Consider the following 11,545-nt stretch of genomic DNA (forward strand, 5'->3'; position numbering starts at 1 on the left):
TTTTTTGTTGCACTATATTTTACAATTTATCAAATAGAAAGGATACGTTATGAAGTTAATGATTTCAGCTGAAGATAAAAAAGCCCTAAGAGATTTTCATTATTCACTAGAATTTTCTGGAAAAGTAGTACTTGCTTCGGTGGCGTTGGTCAGTTTGGCTGTATTAGCAAGTCGTGCCTATTCTTCCAAAAACAAGAAAGGCTGCTGTTTGCATAAAATAGTGCAAAAGTGAGAATAATGAAATAATCAGGAAGGATAACTAAATGATTGGAAGTATGTTTGTCGGCTTCATTATTGGTCTAATTGCAGCAGCAATCACCAATCGTGGAGAACGAATGGGCTGTATCGGCAAAATCTTACTAGGTTGGTTTGGAGCCTGGCTTGGGCAAATGCTCTTTGGTAGCTGGGGACCTCATCTGTCAGATACAGCAATCATCCCTTCAGTGTTGGGAGCGATTATTCTTTTAGCTATTTTCTGGGAAAGAGGAAGCTGACTTCTAAAAATAGGAGTGAGACCGATACCTACGATTGCTAGTGCAGTCGCCCACAAAGGAATTAACATTTGAAAATGTTAATCTCAGCTTTCTTATTTCAAGGCTTCGGTACAAAATGTTCTGTATAGTCTCGCCCCACAAGGCGACTTAACTGTTTTTCAGACTGTTTAGATAGTGAATGCAGAAAACGAAGGTTTCATCAAAATTGCTCTTTGGAGTTTCAAAGGCGAATGAAGATGAGACTTGCTTCACAAGTTCTATCTACCACCTCAAAATGGTGCTTTGTTTTTGTGCGATAGCAGTTGCGTTAAAATTGCTTGTCATCATAAAGGAGTGCGTCTGAGACAGATTCACACGATAACTACAAAAAAAGAACAACCTTAATTTTCTGTTTATCAGAATGCCAAAGTTGTTCTTTTAATTTGTATTATTGAGTTATAGTGCTTTTATAAAGAAATTTTAATTAGGAATGCTGTTTTAGAACAGAGATTCCTTTTTATTTATTATTCAATCACTAACATGCCTTTTTTGATTGCGAAAGGATCTTTTTCATTGATGCGGTCATAGAACATAATGCCATTTGTATGGTCGATTTCGTGTTGCACGACAATGGCATTGTATCCTTTTAGTTTGATACGGTGCTTTTCACCCTCTTTATCAAAATATTCAACGGTGACACGCGCATGGCGCACGACATAACCAGGAACTTCACGGTCAACTGACAAGCAGCCCTCCCCTTCAGCGAGTGCGGCATCTTGAACAGAATGTGCCACGACTTTAGCGTTGTACATAACCGTTTGCAAAGCATAGGCTTCCTTTGGTGGATTGCCCTCTTTGTCTGGCAGGTTTGGCACCAATACAGCAATAATACGCTTTGACAGATCTAGCTGAGGTGCAGCTAGACCAACGCCGCCACGAAGCCCCATTTTTTCAGCAGTTGCAGGGTCTTGTGAATTTCTCAAAAATTGGAGCATTTTTTCACCCAAGATAACTTCTTGCTCTGTAAGTGGAAAGGTGACATCCTTGGCGACTGCCCGAAGCGTTGGATTCCCTTCACGAATGATGTCATTCATATCAATCAAGTGAGCTGGTTTTGTTAATTTTTCAATAACAGACATGTTTTCTCCTTCGTTCTAAAAATGGATTTCTATTCCAAATTAAATTCTTTGTATATGATAAATATAACACAAAATAAAGGAGAAAGAAAGAAATCGGAATAGCGTGTAATGAATATGTGGAGAAAACACGAAATAAATTAGTAAAAAATTAGTCTATTTTGCTTGATATTTAGTTGGATACTAAACTATTATTAGTAACAAAATAAATTACTTTTTAGGAGGGACAAAAAATTGAAAATTCTACTATTTGGAAATACGGGATATGTAACCAAAAAGTTTATACAAGAAGCTTTTCCAAAGGATACGGTTTATCTTTTGGGAGAAACAGATTTAAAAAGTTCAAAAAAAATTAAAATTGACAGTTTTTCCGAAAACAAAAGAGGCCATTGATATGTTGGATAAATTGAATGATAAGTCAACGACAGGCGATAAAATGTTAGAAAAATATTTTGATGCCGAAAACATCCAATATTGGTTAGCTTTTCAGATTTTAATGGGAAACATTGACAATCAAAATCGGAATATGTTCCTTTATAGCCCACAAAATGGAACTCGTTGGTATATTTTACCTTGGGATTTGGACGATTCTTTACGGAAAGGCGAGAGAGAACTTCGTAGGTCGGGTGCGCTGGGACAAAATTCTTGGCGTTATGGTGTGAGTAATTATTGGGGGAATCTCCTTTTTCAACGATTGCTAAAATCTGAAAGATTTAGAACGGGTTTGGATAAAGTGGTTGATAAATTATATAGAAATCAACTTAGTCCTAACAGTATCGGTGACTTGAGCAAGCAATATGCGAATATTGTCAAACCATATTTAAGTCGTATGCCAGATGTGGAGCGTATGCCTATAAAAGAGGAGCAATATGACAAGATTTTAAATGAATTACCAAAGGAAGTTGAAAAAAATTATCAAGATTATAAAAATAGTTTGCAGTCTCCTCAACCATTTTATATTGACCAGCCAAAAGTTGAGAATGGGGAACTGGTTCTTAAGTGGATGTCATCATACGATTTTAACAATAAAGAAATCACTTATCATGTAGAATTAGCTAAGGAGCCTAACTTTAAAGATAAGATCCTTGACAAGAAAGGTCTAACAGAGACAATTGTCACTACAAAACATCTTCCAAAAGGTCAATATTTTATGCGCGTGATTGCTACAAATTCTGATGGTAAATCTCAGGCTTCTTTTGAACAATATCGTGTGGATACTACCAGTCTTTTTGGCGTTTTAAGTTTTTATGTGATGGAAGATGGTAAGATAAAGGTTGATGTTTATGAAAATAAATAAAGAAGAACAGTTTCGTCATGAAAGGAAATACCTGATTGATCTGAAAGAAAAAGAACTATTGACGCAACGCTTTGGCTCCATCCTATCTTTGGATAGACATGCTCAAAATGGTGGGTATACTATTCGTAGTCTGTACTTTGATGATTACTGGAATAGTGCTTATGAGGGAAAAGAAGCGGGAATTTTGATGCGTAAAAAATACCGTATTCGGATCTATAATTTTAGTGACCGAAGTATCAAATTGGAGCGCAAAAAGAAATTTGGACAGTATATTTATAAAGAAGCAGCTCCTTTAACACGAGAAGAGGTAGAAAAAATTCTTGATGGTAACTATAATTTTCTTCTCCATAGCCCCTATTTGTTGTGTAGAGAATTTTATGTTGAATGTGTGGCAAATATGATGCGACCTCGTGTTATAGTAGACTATGAACGAGAACCTTGGGTTTATGACACAGGAACAGTTCGATTGACGTTTGATTCAAATGTTCGAGCTGCTATTGGTAGCTATGATATATTTGATCCATCGTTGCCGACGCTGCCGATATTGCAGCCAGGTAAATTGGTTTTTGAAGTCAAATATACAGAATTACTACCGCAAATTATAAAAACTATCATTCCGCCACAAGCTTCCGAGTTTCTTGCCGTATCCAAATATGTATTGTGTTATGAAAAAACAGCCTACTTACATGATTTCGGATACTGGTATGATACAGACCACTAGTAGAGGAGAAAAAGATGAGTGTTCAAGATATCATTAAAAAATCTGTCTTACAATCAGAAAATTTCACAACCCAAAATATTAGGAAAATTGTTGCGACCTTACTATTAGCCATTGCACTAGGAGCTTTCATTTACTTTGTTTATCAACGATTTTTTACCGGCGTTGTCTATTCTAGAAGTTTTGCCATGACCTTAGTTGGAATGTCTATTTTAACAGCGATGGTAACACTAGCTATTAGCTCCAACATTTGGTATGGTAGGGGCGCTGTCTATCGTTCGTTATCGTACAGCGGTTAAGGATCCGATGGACTTGCTTTATCTGTTCTGGGCTATTACAACAGGAATCACTGTTGGAGCGGGCATGTACATTTTGGCAATTGTAACGGCAACTGTCATTTTTGGAATGTTAATCATTTTTAGCAAAATGCAGGGGCAAGGAAAAGTCTATATTGCTGTTATCCATTATAAAGGTGATGAAACGGGCGATAAAATTATTCAGGCTTTTGGAAAAATGAAATATTTTGTTAAGTCAAAAACGATGCGAGGAGATACTGTCGAAATGGCAGTAGAGGTCTTTTGTCAAAAAGAGAATTTTGTTTTTGTAGAGCAAATCCGGAATATTGAGCAAGTTTCGGATGTGACTCTGATTCAATACAATGGTGAATATCACGGATGATGAGAATGAACAGAATAATACCAATTTGTTTAGGTGTTTTAGCCCTCCTATTTATTTGTGTAGTGCTTTTTTCTCCTTCTTTTAAAAAAGGTAGAAAACGAGTGGAGCAGAATTTTACTTACTCTGATAAAGCACTAGCCAATCCTCTGATGGGCTATGCTCCTTCAGCTAAGGAATCAGAAGTAACTAAGGATGTTCAGTTGGTTTATATGGATGTAACTTGGAAAGAATTGGAGCCTAAAAAAGGGGTATATGCTTGGGAAGCCTTAGAAGCAAAAAATCAGCTTAAACGCTGGTTAAAAGAAGGAAAGCATGTTGTTTTTCGCTTTGTTTTGGACTATCCTCGGAAAGCCACTCATAAGGATATTCCTTCTTGGTTAATCAAAAAAATGTCTGATCCGGGAGACCGCTATACTTCTTCCTATGGAAAAGATTTTTCTCCTAATTATGAGGATAAAAAACTTCTTCAATATTATCAAAAAGCAGTTGAGGCGATGGGGCAGAGATGGGCTGATTCAGGACAAATTTCTTTTATTGAGCTAGGGGGACTAGGTCATTGGGGAGAGTGGCATGTGAATGACGAAGCCAATATTCGGAAGTTGCCAGAAGCGGCTATTCGTGAAAAATATATTACCCCTTGGATAGATGCTTTCCCAGAAGCGAATATTTTGATGCGGCGTCCGTTTACAGTAGCTAAAAAATATGGGTTTGGTCTTTATAATGATGTGGTTGGGGACGAAGAAAGTAAAAAAGTTTGGTTAAATTGGATTAAATCTGGTGGAGATTATGATCAGGAAAATGCAAAAATGGTTTAGTCCCTATGCCAAATGCCTGGCAAACTGCTCCTATAGGTGGTGAATTAACCAGTTCAGCTACTATGAAAACTCTCATGGGGAAAAAGCTGAAACAGATCATCAAAGAACTTCAGGAATCTCATACTACTTTTTTGGGTCCTAAAATTGCTGAAAGGATAGACAATGATAATAGTGGCTATAATGAAATCTTGAAAAACATGGGCTATCGTTTATGGGTTCCTCAGATGACTTTGACATCTGGTAAGACATCTACTCAGTTGACGATGACATTAGCAAATAAAGGAGTTGCCCCCTTTTATCGCAATTGGAAAGTGAAAATTTATGTGCTCAACAGAATGGGTGCTATTATTGAAAGTAAAACCGTACCGATTGCTTTAACAAAAATCTTACCTGATAAAGAACAAAAGGTGCAAATTTCCCTTTCAACTGTTAACGTGACTGGTGAAGGAAATGGATACAAAATCGCTTTGGGAATAGTTTCTCCTCTCACTAAGAAACCAGCTGTTCGATTTGCCAATAAAGGACAGGAAAGAGAAAAATTGATGACTTTGTATGAAGATTGAGACTAAGCAAACCAACGTTGTATTCTTATTTACGGCGTTGGTTTTTTATGTCAGAATTAGATTGCGTCTTTTCATAAAAAACTGTATGATAGGGATAGTGTGATTTTAGAAAGAAGATAAGATGAAAAGATTCATGGAGAAAGCTAGTATTCTGGCTTTATCATTTGTGTTGACAACGGCATTTTCAATTTCCAGCGCTTTACCGGCAATGTCTCAGTTTTATAAGAATTATTCCTCTAGTCAGGTAGAGTTATTAGTCTCCTTGCCGTCTATTGGGATTATGTCTTTATTACTTTTTAATAGTATTTTGGAGCGTTTTTTATCTGAGCGGCAAATGATTATACTAGGACTATTGTTGTTTTCTATTTGTGGCCTCATCCCATTTTTCAATCAAGCTTATGGTCTCGTTTTTGCTTCGCGATTTATTTTTGGTTTAGGGCTAGGTATGATGAACCCTCGAGCAATTGCGATTATTAGTGAGCGATTCCAAGGGAGAGAGCGTGTGCAGATGTTGGGCTACCGTGGGTCAGCAGAAGTTGTTGGGATGGCTTTGCTGACTTTAGCGGTCGGGCAACTCTTGCGTTTTGGTTGGACAACTACTTTTCTGGTTTATACAGTTGGCTTTATTGTTTTAGCATTGTATCTTTTGTTTGTTCCTTATGAAAAAAGCAAAGTCGATAAACATAAGTATCTCAAGTCTGCTCAGAAAATGACCACAAAACAAGTGCGTTTAAGCATATTGTTGGCTTTTATAGCTGGAATGATTGTGTGTACCAATGTCGCTATCAATTTACGTATTCCAAGTCTTGTCTTACAGAATAAAATGGGAAGTGCTGAAACAGCGAGCTTGATTCTCAGCTGTATGCAGCTTATCGGGATTCTAGCTGGTGTTAGCTTTGCTAGTCTAGTGAGTTTACTGAAAAATCGCTTATTGACAGTAATGGGAATTATTTTTGGTCTCAGTCAAGTGATGATTGGTTTTTCGAGCCACATTTGGTTCTTAAGTTTAAGTGCTCTGTTGGCTGGTTTTGCTTATAGCGTATCTCTAACAGCTGTATTTCATATTGTATCAGAGAAAATTCCTGCCCATTTAGTCAATCGTGCAACAGCGATTGTTGTCTTGGGTTGCAGTAGTGGTGCTTCAGTATCAACATTCGTCCTATCCTTGATTGGAATCATTTCTTCTGTTCCAACCTTTATTTTTAGTGTACTAGGGGTTCTCATGATAGCAGTATCCATTTTAGCTTCTTTTGTCACTTATCAACAAAATGAGGGAAAGGATGCGATTAGATAAGTTTTTAGTAGAAATGGGCTTTGGCTCACGAACAGAAGTCAAACGCCTATTGAAAAAGAAGCAAGTTTTGGTGAATGGAAAAATAGAAACATCTGCGAAAATTCAAATAGATGAAAATCAGGATGAAATTTCGGTTAATAACCAAGTTCTGATCTATAAAAGATTTGTCTATTATCTTTTGAATAAACCCAAAGGTGTCATTTCTGCTACCGAAGATGATAAGCATCGAACAGTTTTGGATTTGCTGGATGAAAATGCACGCCAGAAAGCAGTCTTTCCAGTCGGATGGCTCGACATTGACACTCATGGTCTTTTGTTATTAACCAATAATGGAGCTTTGGCACACGCTATGCTGTCTCCTAAAAAGCATGCAGCAAAAGTTTATCGTGCAAAGGTAGATGGGATTATAACTGAAAAAGATGTGGAACATTTTGAAGCAGGAATAGAACTCAAGGACTTTACCTGTCAGCCTGCAAAATTGACCATATTAGAAGTGAATGAAGAATAGCAAACTTCTCTGGTGGAGATTATAATTTCTGAAGGAAAATTTCACCAAGTGAAGCGAATGGTTCAAGCATGTGGCAAAAAAGTAACTGACTTGGAACGCCTTTCTATGGGACCATTAACTCTGGATAGAAAGTTGGAAATAGGAACGTTCCGTCGTTTGACAAAAGAAGAATTAGAAAAACTCACTATTTTTGGTGTAGAAGTCTAAGCCGGAATGTCCCATTTGACAAAACCTTTTCTTCTTGGTAGAATAAGGATGTCGTTAAAGACAAATAACTTTTTCTTGGTATTAGGTGGGCCAAGCCTAACACTCGGATGAAGCGTAAAGAAAAGGAGTCTATCATGGCAATCTCAAAAGAGAAAAAAAATGAAATCATTGCACAATATGCACGTCACGAAGGTGACACAGGTTCAGTTGAAGTACAAGTAGCTGTTCTTACTTGGGAAATTAACCACCTCAACGAACACATCAAGGTACACAAAAAAGACCACGCTACTTACCGTGGATTGATGAAAAAAATCGGTCGCCGTCGTAACCTTCTTGCCTACTTGCGTAAGAACGACGTTAACCGTTACCGTGAATTGATCAACTCACTCGGACTTCGTCGTTAATTCAATTAAAAGTCTCTCATGAAAATGAGAGCTTTTTTTACCATTAGAAATAGAAATGTGTCAGAGTAAGCATATCCTTTGACTGTTGTAATAACTATTGATACAATGTATTTATAAAAATAATTACAAATGTAATTGAATAATAAAAAGGAGAATGACCATGATTGAAATCACTTATTTGGATGCTAGTAAGCAAGAGAGGGTTATAACGTTTGAAAGCTATCAAGAATTTGAGCAATCTCAACAGGCCTGCTTGATCAATGTAGCAGATTATTATCCGGTTCAAAAGCTGCTTGTTAATGGACACGAATTGGATTACCAAGGGACTTACGGTGATGTTTTCTTTTATCTAATGAAGCAAGATTTAAATCAATACAAATAAAAGTGAGGTAAAATGATGACAAAAGCTATTACTGATGCAACGTTTGAAGCAGAAACAAAGGACGGTCTTGTTCTTATTGACTTTTGGGCTACTTGGTGTGGACCTTGTCGTATGCAAGCTCCTATTCTAGAAAAACTTTCCGTAGAAATTCCAGAAGATGAATTGAAAATCGTGAAGATAGACGTTGATGAAAATCCAAATACCGCACGACAATTTGGTATTATGAGTATTCCGACTCTCTTATTTAAAAAGAACGGTCAAGTTGTGAAACAAGTCGCCGGGGTACATACAGCAGCACAAATCAAGCAAATTGTGGCAGAATTAGGATAAAGCATAAAATCCGCTTAGTTTTTAAGTGGATTTTTAGGTGCCTGAAAACTTTTAGTCACTAGGATACCTAAAAGAGATTCTTGAGGATTCTAATAAAACTCAAAATAAAGCATTGACTTATTTAAAATTAAGTGTATAATTACATTTAATAAAAAATTAAGTGATTGCTTAACGAAGAGAAAGCGGATATAAAATGAAACGAATATTGCAAAATAAACTGTTTATGGGAACTTTCGTCTCGGATATGTTGTCTAATTTTGGAGATATACTCTATTATTTGGCTTTAATGAATTATGTTCTGCTATTGCCAGAAGCAAAATTTGCAATCTCTTTAGTGACTTTATCTGAAAGTTTGCCTTTTCTAACGATGATTTTCATGGGCATGTGGGGCGATCGTACTAAGAAGAAAGTAGATACGATTTTGGCGACGCTTCTGTTTCGGACAGGGCTGTATCTGCTCATTGGTCTGGCTATGGGCTTTCAGCCAGCTTTATGGGGAGTGATTTTAGCTGTATTGGTCAATCTTTTATCTGACCTAGCTGGTCAATATGAAGATGCTTTGCATATACCACTCAGCCTTCGTATTATTCCATTGGAAGATCGTGAAGCCATGTATGCCTTTCGTCAAGGAGCAAGCTCTATCCTAAAGATTCTCTTTCAGTCCAGCGGAGCAATTTTAGTCGGGCTGATGAGTTACCAATACCTTGCATTTTTTAATGCTGGAACTTTTGTAGTTAGTGCTTTGATAATGTTGATACTTCGTCCCAGTTTAAATAATCTGCTCAAAGATAATCGAATTCATTCTTCTGTTGATAATCGTGAGGGAGAGAGGCATTTTATTAAAAATACATGGAATAGTTTGCAGCAATCTTATCAAACTGTTCAGAATATCTCCGTCTTAAAGACTTCTATTTTTACCATTGCTGGTTTAAATGCTGTATTTGCAGCAGAGAATGCACTGCTCCTCCTAAATATGAAAGAAAATCCCAGTTTTGCATTTCTCAATCCAGCCACAACTATAGCAACCGTTACAGTTGTAACTTTGATAGGAAATATTTTGGGGAGTGTTTTGGTAACGACCTTATTAAAAAAAGTAAGTATGGAATTTTTGCTGAAGATTTCCGTATTCATGCCTCCTGCTCTCTTTATTGGTTTTTTACTCCACAGTATTTATATTATTTTCTTGGTGAATTTTTTGACAATGGTTATCGTAGGCATTTTTCAGCCGAAGATGAATGCTTTTGTCATTTCATCGCTTCCTGAGAAGCATTTGGCGACAATCAGTGCGGGGATTAGTAGTTTTTCCACATTAGGTTTAGTTCTTTGTCAAATGCTGGTAGCAGTTTTAGTGACGTTCTTGTCATCAGCCCAAATTGCTTTCTTATTTTTAATATTATCATCGATTTTATTCTTTTATACACTGAAAGTGCCCAAAAAAATGCTAAACAAGTGATGCAATAGCTTTCCAAACAGTTTACTTGTTAGGGTGAATTTGATAAGATAACACTAAAGAAGGAGTAAAGATAATGGTGGAAGTACAGTATTCAGAACAAGCAAGTGATTTAATGGAGCAGTTTTCTCTATCTACTCTGATACAGGATAGAAGAGAGACTATCGAAAGTTTTAGTGGCAAAGAGCGTGAGCTTTTTAAAGATGTTTTTCCTATAATGGAAGAGCTTCGCCTTTTGTTTCAACCTTATAAGGAAAAAATGGAAACCTATTATTTGACTGGTTATGGAATCACCTTGCTGCAAAGTTGCTATTTGGAGATGGTAGATAAGGGGCTGACGCCCAAATCGGTTGAAGCGGTACATGCCTACTGTTTGCAGCTAGATGCCGAAGCGATAAGAGAACAGCTAAAAGGTCTCTTAAACACAGGTCCTGAGCACATGGCTAAAAGTGGAGATTTTTGGGATTATTTAGAAGCATCATCTATTAAATCAGAAACTAAGTGGTATTTCAGTCAATTTTATCGGAAGCCACTTGAAGCTATGAAAGAGTTAATAGAATTGTCTCGGGAACTTATTCCGCTTTACCAGCCTTACTTGGAAAAAAGTGCTGCTGAACGTAGAGCTTATGCGTCATCCTTTTCATTGGAGAATACCATTGCAGAGTCTGCTAGCCTATCTCATTTTGATTGGAATTTTAAAGAAAATCAATTTATTAGGCTTTATGTTGTCAGTCCATGGGTGGTGCAGTTTGCATCTTATTTTAGTGAAACAGAACCGAGTGAGAGCCATTATTTTATCGTTTCTTGCCGCATTGATCAATTACTTAAAAGTGGAACAGAACTGGATATGGATACGTTTGCCGCAGTTCTCAAGGTACTTAGTGATAGCACACGCTATAATGTTATGGTAGAATTAGCTAAACCGTATGCAAAGAGCAAACGGATTGCTGAAGAGTTAGATATTACTGGAGCAGCAGTTTCTTTTCATACTCAAAAGCTCATCAATGCAAAACTCCTGCTTTTTAACCGTGACCATAAAGATGTGAAATATGATGTAAATAAAAGTTTACTTAGAGAAATCATTGCCAAGCTGACGAGTGACTTTGGCTTGGAAGAAAAGTGAACAGAAAGATCTTTAGATTAGTTACAGACGAAAAAAGAGGCTGGGGCAAAAGTCCTTAACCTCGTCAGATTTTTATGAGTTTCTTGCAAGTCGCAGTGGTTGAGTAGGTTCTATTCGGTTGATAAATAAACCTTTACAGCCCTACTCAACTGTGCGGGGGTGGGACG

Annotated in this window: 10 protein-coding genes and 4 pseudogenes; 13 read left to right on the forward strand and 1 reads right to left on the reverse strand. The window is 37.0% G+C overall.

Translation table 11 applies throughout. The features are described from left to right. Positions 1–49: 49 nt before the first annotated feature. Both HMPREF2876_RS07630 and HMPREF2876_RS07635 read left to right on the forward strand, forming a co-directional pair. Entirely contained in the window at positions 50–232 is a 183-nt protein-coding gene (locus tag HMPREF2876_RS07630; RefSeq protein ID WP_024052805.1) for a hypothetical protein, read from the forward strand. Positions 233–263: 31 nt separating this feature from the next. Further along, complete coding sequence (locus HMPREF2876_RS07635) at positions 264–494, forward strand: GlsB/YeaQ/YmgE family stress response membrane protein (protein WP_003026266.1); 231 nt, start codon at positions 264–266, stop codon at positions 492–494. 503 nt (positions 495–997) lie between these two features. On the opposite strand, the gene def is transcribed toward HMPREF2876_RS07635, so the two are convergent. Next, a complete protein-coding gene (gene def, locus HMPREF2876_RS07640) occupies positions 998–1,612 on the reverse strand; it encodes a peptide deformylase (protein WP_024052804.1) in 615 nt (204 codons plus the stop codon). A gap of 231 nt (positions 1,613–1,843) precedes the next feature. Here def and HMPREF2876_RS07645 point away from each other — a divergent pair. The 11 genes and pseudogenes from HMPREF2876_RS07645 to HMPREF2876_RS07695 all read left to right on the forward strand — a co-directional run bounded on the left by HMPREF2876_RS07645 (position 1,844) and on the right by HMPREF2876_RS07695 (position 11,378). Beyond that, positions 1,844–2,906, forward strand: a pseudogene (locus HMPREF2876_RS07645) (CotH kinase family protein). Beyond that, a complete protein-coding gene (locus tag HMPREF2876_RS07650; RefSeq protein ID WP_070584653.1) occupies positions 2,893–3,627 on the forward strand; it encodes a polyphosphate polymerase domain-containing protein in 735 nt (244 codons plus the stop codon). The pseudogene HMPREF2876_RS07645 and the gene HMPREF2876_RS07650 overlap by 14 nt, the downstream one beginning before the upstream one ends. A 14-nt stretch (positions 3,628–3,641) precedes the next feature. Further along, a pseudogene (locus HMPREF2876_RS11075) lies at positions 3,642–4,302 on the forward strand (DUF4956 domain-containing protein). A 5-nt stretch (positions 4,303–4,307) separates the two neighbouring features. Further along, positions 4,308–5,680, forward strand: a pseudogene (locus HMPREF2876_RS07660) (DUF4832 domain-containing protein). A gap of 121 nt (positions 5,681–5,801) precedes the next feature. Further along, positions 5,802–6,974, forward strand: a complete 1,173-nt coding sequence (locus tag HMPREF2876_RS07665; RefSeq protein WP_024052798.1) for an MFS transporter — start codon at positions 5,802–5,804, stop codon at positions 6,972–6,974. Beyond that, positions 6,961–7,689, forward strand: a pseudogene (locus tag HMPREF2876_RS07670) (pseudouridine synthase). Before HMPREF2876_RS07665 ends, HMPREF2876_RS07670 begins: the two are co-directional and overlap by 14 nt. A 134-nt stretch (positions 7,690–7,823) precedes the next feature. Further along, positions 7,824–8,093: a 30S ribosomal protein S15 gene (rpsO, locus tag HMPREF2876_RS07675; RefSeq protein WP_003026255.1), complete on the forward strand. Its 270-nt coding sequence runs from the start codon at positions 7,824–7,826 to the stop codon at positions 8,091–8,093. Between the two features lie 160 nt (positions 8,094–8,253). Further along, positions 8,254–8,475: a DUF4649 family protein gene (locus tag HMPREF2876_RS07680; protein WP_003026254.1), complete on the forward strand. Its 222-nt coding sequence runs from the start codon at positions 8,254–8,256 to the stop codon at positions 8,473–8,475. A gap of 15 nt (positions 8,476–8,490) precedes the next feature. Then, positions 8,491–8,805, forward strand: coding sequence for a thioredoxin (gene trxA / locus HMPREF2876_RS07685; protein WP_003039843.1), 315 nt, complete (start codon positions 8,491–8,493; stop codon positions 8,803–8,805). Between the two features lie 193 nt (positions 8,806–8,998). Then, positions 8,999–10,258, forward strand: a complete 1,260-nt coding sequence (locus HMPREF2876_RS07690) for an MFS transporter (RefSeq protein WP_024052745.1) — start codon at positions 8,999–9,001, stop codon at positions 10,256–10,258. A 73-nt stretch (positions 10,259–10,331) separates the two neighbouring features. Then, positions 10,332–11,378, forward strand: a complete 1,047-nt coding sequence (locus HMPREF2876_RS07695) for an ArsR/SmtB family transcription factor (protein WP_024052744.1) — start codon at positions 10,332–10,334, stop codon at positions 11,376–11,378. The last annotated feature ends 167 nt before the right edge of the window (positions 11,379–11,545 follow it).

Source organism: Streptococcus sp. HMSC073A12 (assembly GCF_001812815.1).
GTDB lineage: Bacteria > Bacillota > Bacilli > Lactobacillales > Streptococcaceae > Streptococcus > Streptococcus vaginalis.

Excerpts from the sequence above, each read along its gene's own strand:
- HMPREF2876_RS07630 (WP_024052805.1), top strand. The coding sequence starts at position 50 with ATGAAGTTAATGATTTCAGCTGAAGATAAAAAAGCCCTAAGAGATTTT.
- HMPREF2876_RS07635 (WP_003026266.1), top strand. The coding sequence starts at position 264 with ATGATTGGAAGTATGTTTGTCGGCTTCATTATTGGTCTAATTGCAGCA.
- def (WP_024052804.1), bottom strand. The coding sequence starts at position 1,612 with ATGTCTGTTATTGAAAAATTAACAAAACCAGCTCACTTGATTGATATG.
- HMPREF2876_RS07650 (WP_070584653.1), top strand. The coding sequence starts at position 2,893 with ATGAAAATAAATAAAGAAGAACAGTTTCGTCATGAAAGGAAATACCTG.
- HMPREF2876_RS07665 (WP_024052798.1), top strand. The coding sequence starts at position 5,802 with ATGAAAAGATTCATGGAGAAAGCTAGTATTCTGGCTTTATCATTTGTG.
- rpsO (WP_003026255.1), top strand. The coding sequence starts at position 7,824 with ATGGCAATCTCAAAAGAGAAAAAAAATGAAATCATTGCACAATATGCA.
- HMPREF2876_RS07680 (WP_003026254.1), top strand. The coding sequence starts at position 8,254 with ATGATTGAAATCACTTATTTGGATGCTAGTAAGCAAGAGAGGGTTATA.
- trxA (WP_003039843.1), top strand. The coding sequence starts at position 8,491 with ATGACAAAAGCTATTACTGATGCAACGTTTGAAGCAGAAACAAAGGAC.
- HMPREF2876_RS07690 (WP_024052745.1), top strand. The coding sequence starts at position 8,999 with ATGAAACGAATATTGCAAAATAAACTGTTTATGGGAACTTTCGTCTCG.
- HMPREF2876_RS07695 (WP_024052744.1), top strand. The coding sequence starts at position 10,332 with ATGGTGGAAGTACAGTATTCAGAACAAGCAAGTGATTTAATGGAGCAG.